Annotated in this window: 15 protein-coding genes; 14 read left to right on the plus strand and 1 reads right to left on the minus strand. The window is 60.8% G+C overall.

Going from position 1 to position 15,808, the window contains the following annotated elements; all coding sequences use genetic code 11:
* Positions 1–74: 74 nt before the first annotated feature.
* Positions 75–830: a FadR/GntR family transcriptional regulator gene (locus AC6GQJ_RS02185; protein ID WP_500771325.1), complete on the minus strand. Its 756-nt coding sequence runs from the start codon at positions 828–830 to the stop codon at positions 75–77.
* Between the two features lie 86 nt (positions 831–916).
* Here AC6GQJ_RS02185 and AC6GQJ_RS02190 point away from each other — a divergent pair, with 86 nt between their 5' ends.
* The 14 genes from AC6GQJ_RS02190 to AC6GQJ_RS02255 all read left to right on the plus strand — a co-directional run bounded on the left by AC6GQJ_RS02190 (position 917) and on the right by AC6GQJ_RS02255 (position 15,805).
* Positions 917–1,705, plus strand: a complete 789-nt coding sequence (locus tag AC6GQJ_RS02190; protein ID WP_500771327.1) for a DUF2182 domain-containing protein — start codon at positions 917–919, stop codon at positions 1,703–1,705.
* 3 nt (positions 1,706–1,708) lie between these two features.
* Positions 1,709–2,416: a DUF1326 domain-containing protein gene (locus AC6GQJ_RS02195; RefSeq protein WP_500771329.1), complete on the plus strand. Its 708-nt coding sequence runs from the start codon at positions 1,709–1,711 to the stop codon at positions 2,414–2,416.
* A gap of 31 nt (positions 2,417–2,447) precedes the next feature.
* Positions 2,448–2,966, plus strand: a complete 519-nt coding sequence (locus AC6GQJ_RS02200) for a DinB family protein (protein WP_500771331.1) — start codon at positions 2,448–2,450, stop codon at positions 2,964–2,966.
* 99 nt (positions 2,967–3,065) lie between these two features.
* Complete coding sequence (locus AC6GQJ_RS02205) at positions 3,066–4,169, plus strand: dimethylsulfoniopropionate demethylase (RefSeq protein WP_500771333.1); 1,104 nt, start codon at positions 3,066–3,068, stop codon at positions 4,167–4,169.
* 72 nt (positions 4,170–4,241) lie between these two features.
* Positions 4,242–5,228 (plus strand): acryloyl-CoA reductase, encoded by a 987-nt coding sequence (gene acuI, locus AC6GQJ_RS02210; protein ID WP_500771335.1) that lies wholly within the window; start codon positions 4,242–4,244, stop codon positions 5,226–5,228.
* 77 nt (positions 5,229–5,305) lie between these two features.
* Positions 5,306–5,902, plus strand: a complete 597-nt coding sequence (locus AC6GQJ_RS02215; protein ID WP_500771337.1) for a hypothetical protein — start codon at positions 5,306–5,308, stop codon at positions 5,900–5,902.
* Positions 5,889–6,311, plus strand: a complete 423-nt coding sequence (locus AC6GQJ_RS02220) for a hypothetical protein (RefSeq protein WP_500771339.1) — start codon at positions 5,889–5,891, stop codon at positions 6,309–6,311. The genes AC6GQJ_RS02215 and AC6GQJ_RS02220 overlap by 14 nt, the downstream gene beginning before the upstream one ends.
* A 32-nt stretch (positions 6,312–6,343) precedes the next feature.
* Positions 6,344–6,760, plus strand: a complete 417-nt coding sequence (locus tag AC6GQJ_RS02225) for an HIT family protein (protein ID WP_500771341.1) — start codon at positions 6,344–6,346, stop codon at positions 6,758–6,760.
* A 117-nt stretch (positions 6,761–6,877) separates the two neighbouring features.
* Entirely contained in the window at positions 6,878–8,572 is a 1,695-nt protein-coding gene (locus AC6GQJ_RS02230; RefSeq protein WP_500771343.1) for a BCCT family transporter, read from the plus strand.
* A 247-nt stretch (positions 8,573–8,819) separates the two neighbouring features.
* A complete protein-coding gene (locus AC6GQJ_RS02235) occupies positions 8,820–11,153 on the plus strand; it encodes an ATP-binding protein (protein ID WP_500771345.1) in 2,334 nt (777 codons plus the stop codon).
* A gap of 79 nt (positions 11,154–11,232) precedes the next feature.
* On the plus strand, positions 11,233–12,459 hold the full coding sequence (locus AC6GQJ_RS02240; RefSeq protein WP_500771347.1) for an aminotransferase class V-fold PLP-dependent enzyme: 1,227 nt from the start codon (positions 11,233–11,235) through the stop codon (positions 12,457–12,459).
* Positions 12,460–12,559: 100 nt separating this feature from the next.
* Positions 12,560–13,954, plus strand: coding sequence for a cryptochrome/photolyase family protein (locus AC6GQJ_RS02245; protein ID WP_500773777.1), 1,395 nt, complete (start codon positions 12,560–12,562; stop codon positions 13,952–13,954).
* Positions 13,955–14,135: 181 nt separating this feature from the next.
* The gene (locus tag AC6GQJ_RS02250) at positions 14,136–15,344 is read left to right on the plus strand and encodes a class I SAM-dependent methyltransferase (RefSeq protein WP_500771349.1); all 1,209 of its coding nucleotides are present in this window, start codon (positions 14,136–14,138) and stop codon (positions 15,342–15,344) included.
* Between the two features lie 20 nt (positions 15,345–15,364).
* Positions 15,365–15,805, plus strand: a complete 441-nt coding sequence (locus tag AC6GQJ_RS02255) for a TrgA family protein (protein WP_500771351.1) — start codon at positions 15,365–15,367, stop codon at positions 15,803–15,805.
* The last annotated feature ends 3 nt before the right edge of the window (positions 15,806–15,808 follow it).

The raw sequence follows: 15,808 nt of genomic DNA on the forward strand, positions 1-15,808 counted from the left end.
GTCCTCCCTGACGTGAGTGAAATTCGGTACCTGACCCTTGGTCTTGTAATATGCCGTCTTTTTCTTGTCTCGGGTCAGGCGGTCTTACGCTCCTTCTTGGTCAATTTCTGTGCGCGGGCCGATACGACGGTCTGGGCCAGTTCGCGGGTATAGGTTTCGAGCTGCGATAGGATGTCGTCCGTTCTTGCGGCGTCGTGATCCTCAAGCGCGTCCGCGATGGCGGTGTGCAGCGCCACGATCGCCTCGCGCGAGCGGGCGGTAAAGGTGATCATATTCATCAGAGGCTGCATGGCCTCGACCGCACCGGCAAGTTGATAGGACAGCACCTTGTTGCCCGCCCCATCCACCAGCGCGCGATGAAAGGTCACGTCAGAGGCGCAGAATGCCTCGTCCGTCAGACCGGGTTGGGACTGGCGGTGGATTTCGGCGCGCATCGTGGCCAGTTGATCCGGCGTACGGCGTTGTGCCGACAGGGGCGCGCAGGCCCGTTCCAGCGCATAGCGCGCCTCGCAGGCTACATCGAAACTGACCGCGTTCATCGACAAGAGCAGGGTCGAAGTGGTGACCTGCTGGTCATAGGCTTCTTCAAAGCGCAGGCGGTTCACAAAAGCCCCGCCCGTGGCCCCGCGTTGGGTGCGGATCAGCGATTGCGCTGCCAGCCGCTTCAGCGCCTCGCGCACGGTGGGGCGGGACACGTCGAACTGGTCGGCGAGTTCAGCCTCGGACGGCAGGCGCTGGTCCACGATCAGATCGCCCGCGACAATGGCATCCCGAATGGCCGTCGCGATCTGGGCGGACAGGTCCTTGGAACTGTTGGCGTCAATTTTCATATGAACAACTTTTTAATTGTCTGACATATTATTGTCTGACATTTAATCTGGCAAGTATTGAGTCGCGCATCGGTCAGGGAGGACATATGCCGCATCTCGTTCGATCTGCTTTGTGGCTGACCTTTTTCGGCGCCATTCTGGTGGCGTGGTGGATCATGTACGCCATGGCGATGGACATGGATGTGGACCTGCTGGGCCGCCCCGGAGAGATGGGCGCGCGTATGGCGGCGATGGACCCGCGCATGCCGATGTACATGCCCATGGCCAATTTCGGACCCTTGTTCGCGATGTGGGCGATCATGATGGCGGCGATGATGCTGCCCACGATGGTGCCGACCTTGCGCAGCTACGAAGACCTCATGATCTCGGCCGATGGCACACGTGCGGGATGGCTGGGCGTGATCGTCGGCTATCTGGTGGTGTGGATCGTCTTTGCCGCGCTGATCACAGCCGTGCAACTGGCCCTGCTTTATGGTGGCGTGATCGACATGCTGGGCATTTCCAGAACCACCGTCTTTGCGGGTCTGTTGCTGGTCGCGGTCGGCGCGTTCCAGTTCACCCGCGCCAAGGAAATCTGCCACGGGGTCTGTCACAGCCCCATGATGTATTTCCTTGGGCACTGGCGCACCGGCGCTTTGGGCGGCTTTCGCATGGGCCTTGGCCTTGGCGCGTTCTGCGTCGGATGTTGCTGGGGCTTTATGGCGCTCGGCTTTGTCGGCGGGGTGATGAGCCTTGCGTGGATGGGCCTTGCGACGCTGTTTATGGTGCTCGAAAAGCTGCCTCAGATCGGGCATGCTGTGACAAAACCTATGGGGGCGATCCTGATCGCCGCCGGTCTGGCCGTTCTGGTCTGGCCCTATATCGGAGGAAGTTAAACCATGGCCGTAACGAAGCGTCCCGACGCGGACAGATTGCCGATTTCACAGCGCATCGACAGCCGGATGCCGAACCCCGGACGGCGTCAGATGACCCCGACCGAATGGGCCATCAAGGGCGAGTTGTTCCTGAACTGCTCGTGCGAGGTGTTCTGCCCCTGTGTCGTGTCGCTGGGCGCGCACCCGCCCACCGAAGGGCACTGCCATGCATGGATGGCCATCGCCATCGACGAGGGCCATTACGAGGGCGAAGACCTGTCGGGCCTCAACGTCGGGCTGATGGTCGATATTCCGGGCCGGATGGGCGAGGGCGGCTGGCGCGTTGCGGCCTATGTGGACGAACGGGCCAGCGGTAAGGCCTATAACGGTATTCTGCAAATCTTCTCGGGCGCGGCGGGGGGCACAACGGGCCTGTTCACGCTGCTGGTCAGCGACATCGTCGGGGCCGAGCGTGAGAAGGTCGAGATCGTCCGCGACGGCAAAAAACGCGGCCTGTATATCGGGCGCAAGATTCAGGGCGAGATCGAGATGATCGACGGCGCAACGCCGGATCATCCTGTGATGATCACCAACTCGAAATACTGGATGGGCCCCGACATCATCGCCGCCCGTGGCGTGAAAAGCCGCGTGCGTGACTATGGCCGCATCTGGGACTTCGGCGGCAAATCGGCCGAGATTTGCCCGATTGACTGGAAAGGTCCGAAACCTTGATCCATAGCCCGATAGCTCCGGAGACCGTCCTATGATCGAAGCCGGTTATGTGCGCCAGATGGCCCGTTACAATGCGTGGCAGAACCGGCAACTGACCGAGATGCTCGGCCCTGTCGGGGATGCCGCACTGCGCGAGGATCGCGGCGCGTTTTTCGGCTCTATCATGGCGACGCTGAACCACATTCTGTGGGCCGACACGTTGTGGATGAGCCGTTTTCACGACCGCATTCCAGCACCTCCGCCTGCCAATGGCACACCGGGGCATCTGGATTTCACCCCGACCTTTGCGGTGTGGAGCGCGGACCGTTTCCGGCTGGATGGCGCAATCCGCATGTGGGCCGACACGTTGCGCGGGTTGGACCTGAAGCGGAATTTGACGTGGTATTCCGGCACGTTGGAGCGTGATTTCAAACAACCGCTCGGCCTGTGCGTGATACATATGTTCAACCACCAGACCCATCACCGTGGCCAGATCCATGCGATGATGACCGCCGCGGGATGGCAGGCACCGGTGAGTGATCTGGTGTTTATGCCGGAACAGGATGGATGACCCCCGTGGCCGCAAATCGGTGGGCTGCGGGTTTGGCGCGACTGGCGCGCCGGTTTCCAAGATTTTGATGGCTTTGCCAACAGGTAGGGAGGCGACGTAATGGCATTGATTTCCCCTTCACGACGGTTGCGGCGCACGCCGTTTTCGGACGGTGTCGAGGCGCAGGGCGTCAGCGCCTATACCGTCTATAACCGGATGTTGCTGCCCACCGTGTTCGAAAGCGTTGAGGCGGATTACCACCACCTCAAACGAGCGGTGCAGGTCTGGGATGTGGCCTGCGAACGGCAGGTGGAGTTGCGCGGTCCCGATGCGGGGCGCTTGATGCAGATGCTGACGCCGCGCGATCTGCGCCGCATGTTGCCGGGGCAATGTTATTACGTGCCCATCGTGGACGAAACGGGGGGAATGCTGAATGATCCTGTCGCCGTCAAACTGTCCGAAGACCGCTGGTGGATTTCCATCGCGGATTCCGATCTGCTGTTGTGGGTCAAAGGCATCGCCAACGGCTATCGCCTTGATGTGCTGGTGGATGAACCCGATGTGTCGCCACTGGCCATTCAGGGGCCTAAATCCGAAGACCTGATGGCCCGTGTCTTTGGCGACCGCGTGCGCGATATCCGGTTCTTCCGCTTTGACATGTTCCAGTTTCAGGACCGCGATCTGGCGATTGCGCGCTCGGGCTATTCCAAGCAGGGCGGCTATGAAATTTATGTGGATGGCGCGGATATCGGCATGCCGCTGTGGGACGCGCTGTTTGCCGCCGGTGCGGATCTGGACGTGCGTGCGGGCTGTCCCAACGCGATCGAGCGGGTCGAGGCGGGATTGCTGAGCTATGGCAACGACATGACTGACGACAACACACCGCATGAGTGCGGGCTGGCGCGGTTCTGTGATATCCAGACGGCGATTGGCTGCATCGGTCGTGATGCGCTGTTGCGGGTGAACAAGGAAGGGCCGGTCCAGCAGATCCGCCCCATTGCCATTGAAGGTGATCCTGTCGGCCGCTGTGACCGCCCGTGGCCGATCTTTGGCGGAGGGCGCAAGGTGGGGCAGGTCACCAGCGCCGCTTGGTCGCCGGATTTCAAAACCAACGTGTCCATCGGCATGGTGCGTATGACCCATTGGGATGCAGGCACGCAGCTGGAGGTGGAGACACCTGACGGCATGCGCGCCGCAACAGTTCAGGAGTCATTCTGGCTGTGAGGGGCGGAGCCTCCGGCGGGAGTATTTTTCACGAAAAGAAGCAGGGGACAGCCCCTAGGAACGGAGTAAGCGATGTTTGATGCACTGGTGGTGAACAAGGACGAAGAAAGCGGCAAGACCTCGGCGGCGGTGACGCAGCTGAGCCTTGAGGATTTGCCCGAGGGCGAGGTGACTGTCGCGGTCGAGTATTCCACCGTAAACTACAAGGATGGTTTGTGCCTTGGATCGGGCGGTGGCTTGGTGCGCAAGTACCCCCATGTGCCGGGGATTGATTTTGCGGGCACGGTCGAGGCGTCGGATGATGACCGCTATGCCCCCGGGGACAAGGTGGTGTTGACCGGCTGGCGCGTGGGCGAGGCCCATTGGGGCGGCTATGCGCAAAAGGCGCGGGTGAAGGCCGACTGGCTGGTGCCGCTGCCAGAGGGGCTGGATACACGTTCGGCCATGGCGGTCGGAACGGCCGGATTTACCGCGATGCTGGCGGTCATGGCGCTGGAGGATCATGGCATCCGGAAGGGGCCTGTGCTGGTCACCGGTGCTGCGGGCGGTGTCGGGTCGGTGGCGACGGCCATTCTGGCCAATCTTGGCTATCAGGTGGCCGGTGTGACGGGTCGGCCCGAGACAGCCGAGTACCTGACATCCTTGGGGGCAACCCAGATTGTGGCGCGCGAAGAGATCAACGAGACGGTAAAGCGCCCGCTTGAGGGCGAGACATGGGGCGGCTGTGTGGACGCGGTGGGTGGCGCGATGCTGGCCCGCGTGCTGGGGCAGATGGAATATGGCGCCAGTGTTGCGGCAGTCGGTCTTGCCGGTGGCGCGGCCTTGCCTGCCACGGTCATTCCGTTCCTGTTGCGCGGTGTGAACCTGCTGGGCATCGATTCCGTTATGCAGCCCTATGACAACCGTGTGCGCGCATGGCAGCGCATCGCCAAGGATCTGCCGATGGACAAGCTTGAGTCGATGATCCAGCCTGCGGACCTGTCCGATCTGCCCAAGTTGGGCGCGGATATTCTGGGCGGTCAGGTGAAAGGCCGCGTGGTGGTTGACGTCAACGCCTGAGCGCACGTTCCGGCATTTGCCTGACGGGTGCGATTGCGTATACCCGTCAGGCGCAGGGCGGCAGGGGGACCAGTTGCATGGACGGTGAGGGCGAGCTTTCTGACGACGCGCGTGCCTTTCTGGCCCTGCTGGCCGCCGGTGCGCGGCGCCTGCCGCCACCACCGCAACCGACCGATCAGGATCTGGCCGATATCCGTGTCGAACTGGGGCTGAGCGAGGACAACACGCTGGCTGCGGCGGGCACCAATATTCCTGCACTGGCGGGCGAGTCCTTTGTCGGGTTGTCGCCTGCCTTGCGGCGGGATGCGGGGCTACCGTCACTGGACGAGCTTTATGGCAGGGACAGGGCGATCAAGTCGCCCAACCCCAACCCCATCGCTTCGCGCCATGCCGAAGAGGATATTCTGAACGCGGTCCATGCGCGGATCGAGGCCGAAGCACTGGATGACGAGGATCTGAAGGACGGAATCGTCAATATCCACATCTCGAACGAGACCGGCATTTGCCACACATGTTTCGGCGGGCTGGGTACATCGCAAGGCAGGGATGGCGTGTTGAAGCAGTTCAGCCTTTTGCATCCCACACTCACATTGCGTATCACCGCACAGGGCGGCAATGCCCGCGCCGGTATGGCGGTGGTCTTGGTCAGGAATGGAGTTCTTGTTGACAGTTGATTGGAACAATTTCGAACAGGCCGACGCGCCGGATCAGGCGCGTTTCCTGCTGGACTGTGCCACGCGCGCCTTGCCTGCGCTGGACGGCCACGGCGCCATTGCGGCAAAGGTGGCCGCATACCTTGATGCGGCGCGCGATCTGCTGGACGGCGCGACAGAGCGTCATGCAGAAGTGACGCGGTTTCTGGATGATCCGGATATGGCCAAGGATTTCACCGTCTATTACGCCGAGATCGAAGAAGACGAACGTGCCTGCGCCGCGATGGATATTGCCACCTATGCCTGCGGCTATGTCGCCCGTATCACCGCCCCTGCGGCGGGAGTGACGCGTTTGCCCGATCCGGTGCTGGAATCCCTACCCGAAGTGTCGGATTACTACGCCGAACGTGCGGCGTTTCTGGGTCTGTGACCCGCCCGCGCCCCATACAAAAGGACTGAGCCATGACGGCCTATGACGACCAGAACATCTTTGCCAAAATCCTGCGCGGTGAAATCCCGTCGGTGAAAGTCTACGAGGATGACGACACGTTGTGTTTCATGGATATCATGCCGCGTGCGGACGGGCATTGTCTGGTGATCCCCAAAACGCCCTGCCGCAACGTGCTGGACGCGAGTGATGCGCAACTGGCCGCCGTAATGTCCACTGTGCGCCGTGTGGCCAATGCGGCACTGAAAGGGTTGGACGCGGACGGCATCACGATCCAGCAGTTCAACGAGGATGCGGGCGGGCAAGAGGTCTATCACCTGCATTTCCACATCCTGCCGCGCCACGCGGGCGTCGCGCTGCGCGCCCCGGGCAAGATGGGCGATATGGATGCGATCAAGGGCCATGCGAGCGCGATCACGGGGGCGCTGTAACCCCCCGCGCACCCGCGCCCGATGAGTGCGCGGGGCTGGAATGCAACCGCTTGTTTTTTGACGTTTTCGTGAATTGCCCCATGTTGAGGCAAGAGAAACGGAAAGAGGGAACATTCCATGTCAATACAGCCTCCGATGACGGAGTTGCCAATCAAGACCGCTGATGTCGGCTTTTACCGCGGATTCAGCATCAATGTGACAGTCGTCAGCAAGATCATCATCAGTATTCTGGTGGTTTGGTGCATCTTCTGGCCTACACAGTCGGGCAACGTGCTTGGGGGGCTGAATTCGGTCATTCTGGCGAATTTCGCCGCGTGGTATATCTGGGTTGTCGCCTTTTTCATCGTGGTCTGTATCGTGTTGGCGATCTGGCCTGCGGCGGGGCGAATGAACCTTGGCCAACCGGGTGAAGGACCGGAGTTCACGAATTTCTCGTGGTTTTCCATGATGTTCGGGGCCGGTATCGGTGTTGGCATGCTGACATGGGCGGTGGCCGAGCCTGTCGCCCATTTCGGATCGAACCCCGAAACCATTCAGGGGCTGACCACGGGCGGCACGGCGGACAATGTGCGCATGGCGTTCAAATGGTCCTTCTTGCACTGGGGTCTCAGCGCATGGGCCTGTTACGCAATTGCGGGTCTGTCGCTGGCGTTCTTCAGCTATCGGCGCGGTTTGCCGCTGACCATCCGGTCGGCGCTGACGCCTTTGTTCGGGCAGGCGCTGTCGGGTATTCTGGGCCATATCATCGACATCGTGGCGGTTGTGGCCACCATCCTTGGCGTGGCGCAAACGCTGGGCTTTGGCGTGGACCAGTTCGTGGCCGGTCTGACGCGTATCGGTATTGGCGGGCTTGTGGACGCAGAAGGCGCGGCCAACATGACCGGTATCATCGTGGCGCTGCTGGTGATCATGGGGGCCTCGACCCTGTCGGCGCTGTCTGGCGTGGGCAAGGGCATCAAGTGGCTCTCCAACATCAACATGGTGCTGTCGATCATCCTCCTTGGCTTTTTCATCATCTTTGGTGCGTCGTGGTTCGGGGCGACGTCGATTGTCGTAGGCATCTGGGACTACCTGATTGCATTGCCCGAGATGAGTCTGAATGTCTGGTTTTCGGACGGGGTTGAGGGGTCCGAATCCTTCCTTCTGGCTCAGTGGCAGGGCTGGTGGCCTGTGTTCTACTGGGCGTGGTGGATCGCGTTCGCGCCCTTTGTCGGTCTGTTCCTTGCGCGGATTTCGCGCGGGCGCACCATTCGGGAATTCGTGCTGGGCGCGATGATCGTTCCGGCGCTAATGTGCTTTGTCTGGTTCGCATGGGCAGGCGGCACGGCAATTGATCTGGAGCTGAATGGCGGCGCGAATGGCGTGATCTATGACGCAGCCAATGGCGACAAGATTTTTGCGATGACCGAATTCATGCTCGCCCCCATTGCGCAGGTGTTGGCATGGGGCATGGCGCTGTTGATTGTGGTGCTGTTGATGACCTTCCTTGTGACCTCGGCAGACTCGGCGGTGCTGATCGTGAACACGATCAATGCGGCGGGGGATGAGGGGCCAAAGGCGCGCCCGCATATCCTGTTCTGGGGCGGTGCGCTTGCGCTGGTCGTTGGCGGGTTGCTGGTGTCGGGCGGCACCTCGGCCATCCAGACGGCGATGGTGATCGGTGCCTTGCCGTTCTCGGTTGTGATGGTGCTGATGTGCATCTCTCTGATCAAGGCGATCTACAATGACAGCCGCCGCGAGGCTGCGGGCGTACCGTCGGTCCATTCCGAGATCGAAGGCGCGACCGGAAACGGGCTAAGCCCCGCCGAGTAAGGCAATTTAGTGCAAAAACCACAAAGGCTCCGACCCAAAGGTCGGGGCCTTTTCCGTTTCCGGCTAAGGTTTTGGCGGCGCGTGGGTTATCGCACTGGAAAGCCGCGTAACCCGCCTACGACCCTGCGGCTGGCACGAAATTTCCCTTGCGGCAATCTGCGATAACGGCAACGCTCGTTTAAATTGTCATGTACTGTACGCCGACACGTTAAGGTTTTGTGGCCGTCGGTGGTAAAGGAAGTCCGCCGTGTTCACCATTTTTATTCTGCACGTCTTGTTCATGTCGGTGTTCGCGATGGTTCTGACGCTTCTGCCCAATCCGGCGCGGACCGTGTCCTTTTACGCGCTGTTGTCGGTGGTCATGTCGATGGGTGGCTATCTAGGCAACATCTATGCCTTGCCTGTAACCGAAGGGACCATCGTCAGCGGCGGCAACCTTGCCTACGGGGCGTTCATGATGACCACGGTCATCTTTGTGCTGACCGAGCGGGACAGTTTCATCCTGCCGCGCATCATCCAGCTTGTCGTCTTTGTGAACCTGTTCAACATCCTCGCCTCTTTGCTGGTGATCTATGCGCTGGAACATCCCGACGTGCTGAACCCACATGGCACGCCGCTGGAAATGTTCACGATGTCGATCCCGCTGATGGCCTTGGGCGGGGCGCTGATCATCCTTGAGTTGGGCGTGATGCTCTATGTGTTCGAGGCGCTCAAACGGTTCGATTTGACGCCGTTTCTAACCCGCAACGCCTATTTCGCCACCTTTGTGGTGCTGTTGTGCTTTGACGGGATCGCCTTTCCGCTGATCGCTTTTGGCACGTCGCCCGAAACCATCGCGATGACGGTGGGCGGGTTGTCGGGCAAGTTCCTGACGGCGCTGTCCTACGGCGCGGCGGTGATTGCATTCACGGCGATCTTTCCGGCGCGCTTTGCCGCCTTTTTGCAATCGCGTGTGTTCAGCTGGTCCACATTGGCCGCGACCAGCAGCGAAATCCACCGCGACCTTGCCCATAAAGAGGCAGCCCTGAGCGCCACACAATCGCGCATCGCCTATTCGGCCAAGTTGGCGGGGTTGGGCTATGCGGTGTCGGACAAGACCTCGGAAACGTTGGTGGAATGCGATGAGGCCTATGCCCGCATGCACGGCCTCACGCAGGAAGAGATGTTGGGCATCAGTATCCGTGACGAACTGGCCGAAAAGCTGGTGCATCCCGATGACCGCGAGAAATCCAATGCGGTGTGGCAAGAGGTCATGGACGGGCAGGCCGCGATTATGGAGGCCCGCTATATCCTGCCGGACGGGCAGGTGCGCTGGCTGCGCAAGTTCTTCTCTCCGGCCAATCCGGACGGGTCGAACTCCCATCAATACGAGGTGGTGGGACAGGATGTGACCGAGGACCGGCTGACGCAAGAAAAGCTGTTTCAGGCGCAAAAGCTGGATGCGCTCGGCAAGCTGACGGGCGGCATTGCGCATGATTTCAACAATCTGATGGCCGTCACTTTGGGCAATCTGGAACTGCTGGATCAGGAAATCACCGATCCCGACCACAAGGAACTGATCCGCAATGGCGTGCAGGCGATCCTGCGCGGCTCTGACCTTACGCGCAACATGCTTTCCTTTGCGCGCCGTGCCCAACTGGCCCCGCAATCGGTCGATCTGAATGCGCGGATCGAGGATATGAGCGTGATCATCAAGCGCACGCTGCCGTCCAACATCCGCGTCACCATGCGGCTGGCCGAAGGTCTTTGGCCGATCGAGATCGACCCGAGCACGACCGACAGCGCCCTGTTGAACCTGATCCTGAACGCGCGCGATGCAATGCCCAAAGGCGGGCGGCTGACCATCGCCACATCGAACGTGGTGCTGAGCGCACAGGAGGCCAAACAGCACAGCAATGCGGTTGAACCTGGCCGCTATGTGCTGCTGACGGTCAGCGATTCCGGCACCGGTATCGCGCCTGAGGTGCTTGAGAAGATATTTGATCCGTTCTTTACCACCAAACCCGTCGGCGCGGGCACGGGGCTGGGCCTGTCGATGCTGGAAGGGTTCATGGACCAGTCGGGCGGCACCGTCTCTGTCCGTTCCGAAGAGGATGTGGGCACCACGTTTAGCCTGTATTTTCCCGCGTTTGAACCCATCGAAGGCACTGCCGCGCCTGCCGATGACACGGTGGAAGTACGCGTGGCACGCGGGGCCAAGGTGCTACTGGTCGAGGATGATCCGGCGGTGCTGGCCACGATCCGCGCCGCGTTGGTCAGGGCAGGGATGCAGGTGATCGACGCGCCTTCGGGCGATGCGGCGCTGGCCCTGTTCGAAGAACAGCCCGACATTGACCTTTTGTTGACCGATATCGTCATGCCCGGCGCCTTGCAGGGCACGTCGCTGGCCGCTGCCCTGCGCGCACGCAGGCCCGACCTGCCGGTGATCGCCATGTCCGGCTATGCGGAGGGGACGGTCGAAACCCATGGCACGCCCTGTTGTCAGGATATGCTGCTGATGAAACCAGTGCGTCAGGCCGATCTGCTGCGGGCCATCGAACAGGTGCTGTCCAAGGATCGGGCAGGTTGCGACGGGTCGTGAGCGGCGGTCCGATCCTGCTTGCACGTGTCCTGCTTTGTCGTAGTCTCGGGCCCGAATGACCCGCAAAAGGCCCACCCATATGACCCTTGATCTAGATTTTGTCCGCGCCCAGTTTCCGGCGTTCCAAGCGCCGTCCCTGCAAGGGCAGGCGTTTTTCGAGAATGCGGGCGGCAGCTATACCTGCGGGCAGGTGATTGATCGGCTGACGCGGTTCTATACCGAACGCAAGGTACAGCCCTATGCCGACTACGTGGCCTCGCGCCTTGGCGGGGAAGAGATGGACGAGGCCCGCATGCGCCTTGCCGCCATTCTGGGTGTGGACACGGACGAGCTGAGCTTTGGCCCGTCGACCACGCAGAACACCTATGTACTGTCCCACGCGTTCAGCCAGTTCCTGAGCGCAGGTGAGGCGATCATCGTCACCAATCAGGATCACGAGGCGAACACAGGCCCGTGGCGTCGCCTAGCCGATCAGGGGATCGAGGTGCGCGAATGGCAGATCGACCCCGAGACAGGCCATCTTGACCCCGCGGGTCTTGAGGCGCTGTTGGACGAGAAGGTGCGGCTGGTCTGTTTTCCCCACTGCTCGAACGTGGTCGGAGAGATCAATCCCGTGACCGAGATCACCGCGCTGGCCCATGCGGCGGGCGCATTTGTCTGCGTGGACGGTGTGTCCTATGCGCCGCACGGTCTGCCGGATGTGGGGGCGCTTGGGCCGGATATCTACCTGTTTTCGGCTTACAAAACCTACGGCCCCCATCAGGGGCTGATGGTGATCCGCCGCGCGTTGGGTGAAATGCTGCCCAATCAGGGGCACTTCTTTAACGGTGACACGCTGTATAAACGGTTCACCCCCGCAGGGCCGGATCATGCGCAGGTTGCGGCCTGTGCGGGCATGGCCGACTATATCGACGCGCTTTATGCCCATCACGTCCCAGATGGCACGGCGCAACCGGCAAAGCGCGGGCAGTTCGTGCATGACCTGATGCGCGCCCGCGAGGTCGAGGCGCTGGACAAGGTGATGGCGGCGGTCGGGGCGCGCAATTCGGTGCGCGTGTTGGGGCCAAGCGACGCCAGTGCACGTGCGCCCACGCTTGCCCTTGATCTGGGCCGCGATCCTGTGGCGGTAGCCGCCGCCTTGGCCGATCACGGCGTCATGGCGGGGGGCGGCGATTTTTACGCGGTGCGCGCCTTGTCGGCCATGGGGGTCGATCCGGCGCAGGGTGTGCTGCGCCTCTCGTTCACCCATTACACCAGCGATGCAGAGGTTGACCAACTGCTGAACGCACTGGATGCAGTGCTGTGAGTAGGTGAAAAATTATAATCTTGCTTGATCTGCCCGCGCTGGCGCTACCTTTTGCCGACAGGAAAAGGATGAAGGCGTCGTGAGCAAGAAACCGATAATCATGTGGTTCCGCCGTGACTTGCGGCTCAGCGACCACGCCGCGCTGAGTGCCGCTTGCGAGGCGGGCGGGCCGGTCATTCCCGTGGTGATCCGCGATGACAGTGTGGTCAGTCTGGGTGCTGCGCCGAAATGGCGGTGGGGCCTTGGGGTGGGGCATCTTGATAAGTCGTTGCAGGACAAAGGCAGTCGCCTGATCTTCCGCTCTGGCGATGCGTTGGAGGTGCTGGAAAAGCTGGTAAAGGAAACGGGTGCCGGTGCCGTCTATTGGACGCGCCTGTATGATCCGCAGGCGGTGGAGCGTGACAAGGCGGTCAAGGCGGCGCTGAAGGATCAGGACATCGATGCGCGCAGTTTCGGTGGCCATCTGATGTTCGAGCCTTGGACGGTCGAGACGCAGACCGGCGGCTATTACAAGGTCTACACCCCGTTCTGGAAGTCGGTGAAAACCCGCGACGTGGATGCGCCCCGCGCCACGCCCGGCAGCATTCCGGCCCCCGACACTTGGCCCGACAGCGAACAACTCGACGACTGGCACTTGGACCGCGCCATGCAGCGCGGGGCCGAGGTGGTGCGCCCCTTTGTCCAGTTGGGCGAGGGGGCGGCACAGTCGCGGCTGGGGGCGTTCATGGCCCATAAAGTTGCCGACTACGACCGCACCCGCGACCTGCCCGGGGTCGATGGCACCTCGAACCTGTCCGAAAACCTCGCCTTGGGCGAGATCAGCCCGCACCAATGCTACCACGCGGGTATCCGCGCGCGCGAAGAAGGAAAGCAGGGCGCGGAGACATTCCTGAAGGAACTGGTGTGGCGCGAGTTTGCCTATCACCTGTTGCACCACACGCCGCGCATCCTTGATCAGAACTGGCGCGAGGATTGGGACGCTTTCCCGTGGAACGAGGACGAGAATGACGAGGTGACCGCGTGGAAACAGGGACGCACGGGCATTCCGTTTGTCGATGCGGCCATGCGCGAGATGTACGTGACGGGCCGCATGCACAACCGCGGGCGGATGATCGTTGCGTCCTACCTGACCAAACACCTGATGAGCCATTGGCGCATCGGCCAGAAATGGTTTGATGACTGCCTGATCGACTGGGATCCGGCCAGTAACGCGATGGGCTGGCAATGGTCGGCAGGGTCGGGGCCGGACGCGACCCCCTATTTCCGTGTATTCAACCCCGTCACGCAGTTGGACAAGTTCGACAAGAACCGCGACTACGCCAGTCGCTGGATCGCCGAAGGGCGTGCCAATCCGCATAAGGACGCACTGCGCTATTTCGATGCGATCCCGCGTAGTTGGAACCTGTCACCCGATGCAGACTATCCCGACCCGATTGTGCCCGCCGATCAGGGGCGCAAGCGGGCGCTCGGTGCCTATGAGGACAGGGATTTCTAGGGCCTCCTCAGCGCCGGTTTTTCGCGCCCAAGCTGAAACGGCGCAGAAAATCACCCCATACCAGACAAAAATGAAACCTAAACCCGCCCAGATACGTAGCTTTTATCGACGCCACAGCCGGTTCGCTTGCACGATAGCGCCGGCCTAGATAGCGTGTCACGAATTGCGAACGGGAGACCGCATGATCAAGACCACAACAGACGGCGAAAAGAATTTGCCGCGATATTTTGCCCGCGCATTCGGGATGTTGAAAACGATGAACCAAGGGCGCATTGACTTTGTGCTGCCGGACGGGCGTCATTTCCGTGCCGAAGGCCCCAATCCGGGCCCTGTGGCCGAATTGCACATCCATAACAAAGATTTGTTTGCGCGTCTGATCCGCGAAGGCGACCTTGGATTCTGTGATGCCTACCTTGATGAATGGTGGAGCACGCCGGATTTGCAGGCGTTCATGGATTGGGTGCACGCAGATAACGAAGAAATTTACGACGGATTTCCCGGTTTCAGCCTTGTGCGCAATTTCGAGAAGTTCCGCTTCTGGTTGCAACGCAACAGCCGTGAGCAGGCGCGCAAGAACATCAGCTATCACTATGATCTGGGCAATGACTTTTACGGTCTGTGGCTGGATGACACGATGACATATTCCAGCGCGCTGTTCGAAACCGGACAGGAAAGCCACGAGGCCGCGCAGATTGCGAAATATGCTAGCATGGTGGACCAGATGGGTGCCCAGCCCGGTGATCATATCCTTGAAATCGGCTGTGGCTGGGGCGGGTTTGCCGAATATGCCGCGCGCGAACGCGGGTTGAAGGTGACGGGCCTGACCATTTCGGAAGAGCAGTTTAAGTACGCCAAGGAACGCATTGAAAAGGCGGGTCTGTCGGACAGTGTCGAGTTCAAGTTGCAGGACTATCGCGACGAAACCGGCACCTATGACGGCATCGCCAGTATCGAGATGTTCGAGGCCGTGGGCCAGAAATACTGGCCGGTCTATTTTGATACGGTGCGTGAGCGCCTGAAACCGGGCAAGAACGCGACGCTGCAGATCATCACCGTGCAGGACAAGCGGTGGGACGTGTACCAGCGCGGTGTTGACTTCATCCAGAAATACATCTTTCCGGGCGGTATGCTCCCCAGCCCCATGGCCCTGCGCGACCAGATCGTGAAGTCCGGTTTGGGGGTCGAACGGTCTATCGAGTTCGGCCAAAGCTACAACATTACGTTGCGCCGCTGGCACGAGACATTCAACGAGAAGTGGGATCAGATCGCGGAAATGGGCTTTGACGAGCGTTTCCGCCGGATGTGGAATTTTTATCTGACATCTTGTGCTGCGACGTTTGAAAGTGCCAACTGTGATGTAACGCAAATCACGATCAAACGCCCCGGATAGACCTATGATGGAATTCGCCCATGCCTAACGCCGCCAAACTTGTCGCGGCCCTGGGCATGGGGGCCTTGGGGTTCATCGTCTCGCTGTTGATCATGGACCTGTTTCCCGAGGACACGAATTTCGGCTGGTTCATCCATGTGAACGTGGCACTCGGGCTGTTCGTCGGCTGGGTTGTGACCGGATCGCGGGCAGGGCGGGGCATGGTGCCTGCGATGAACACCGGCATGACCAGCGCGGTTGTCCTGATCTTTTGGGGGCTGTTCGTGCAGTCCTGCAACGAGATGGTGCGCCTTGCGATGAAGAACCGCTTTGACGGCGCGATGGAGGCATTGATCGCCGTGTTCGAGATCGGGGCCGAATACGCCGTGTTCATGTCCACCCTCACGATCTGGGCGGTGATCATGGGCGGCGGGCTGTTGGTCGGGGTTCTGACCGAATACGCATGGCGGACTTGGCGGTAAATA

It is taken from the genome of Tateyamaria sp. 7Alg 36 (assembly GCF_059882455.1).

Excerpts from the sequence above, each read along its gene's own strand:
- AC6GQJ_RS02185 (WP_500771325.1), bottom strand. The coding sequence starts at position 830 with ATGAAAATTGACGCCAACAGTTCCAAGGACCTGTCCGCCCAGATCGCG.
- AC6GQJ_RS02190 (WP_500771327.1), top strand. The coding sequence starts at position 917 with ATGCCGCATCTCGTTCGATCTGCTTTGTGGCTGACCTTTTTCGGCGCC.
- AC6GQJ_RS02195 (WP_500771329.1), top strand. The coding sequence starts at position 1,709 with ATGGCCGTAACGAAGCGTCCCGACGCGGACAGATTGCCGATTTCACAG.
- AC6GQJ_RS02200 (WP_500771331.1), top strand. The coding sequence starts at position 2,448 with ATGATCGAAGCCGGTTATGTGCGCCAGATGGCCCGTTACAATGCGTGG.
- AC6GQJ_RS02205 (WP_500771333.1), top strand. The coding sequence starts at position 3,066 with ATGGCATTGATTTCCCCTTCACGACGGTTGCGGCGCACGCCGTTTTCG.
- acuI (WP_500771335.1), top strand. The coding sequence starts at position 4,242 with ATGTTTGATGCACTGGTGGTGAACAAGGACGAAGAAAGCGGCAAGACC.
- AC6GQJ_RS02215 (WP_500771337.1), top strand. The coding sequence starts at position 5,306 with ATGGACGGTGAGGGCGAGCTTTCTGACGACGCGCGTGCCTTTCTGGCC.
- AC6GQJ_RS02225 (WP_500771341.1), top strand. The coding sequence starts at position 6,344 with ATGACGGCCTATGACGACCAGAACATCTTTGCCAAAATCCTGCGCGGT.
- AC6GQJ_RS02230 (WP_500771343.1), top strand. The coding sequence starts at position 6,878 with ATGTCAATACAGCCTCCGATGACGGAGTTGCCAATCAAGACCGCTGAT.
- AC6GQJ_RS02240 (WP_500771347.1), top strand. The coding sequence starts at position 11,233 with ATGACCCTTGATCTAGATTTTGTCCGCGCCCAGTTTCCGGCGTTCCAA.
- AC6GQJ_RS02245 (WP_500773777.1), top strand. The coding sequence starts at position 12,560 with ATGTGGTTCCGCCGTGACTTGCGGCTCAGCGACCACGCCGCGCTGAGT.
- AC6GQJ_RS02250 (WP_500771349.1), top strand. The coding sequence starts at position 14,136 with ATGATCAAGACCACAACAGACGGCGAAAAGAATTTGCCGCGATATTTT.
- AC6GQJ_RS02255 (WP_500771351.1), top strand. The coding sequence starts at position 15,365 with ATGCCTAACGCCGCCAAACTTGTCGCGGCCCTGGGCATGGGGGCCTTG.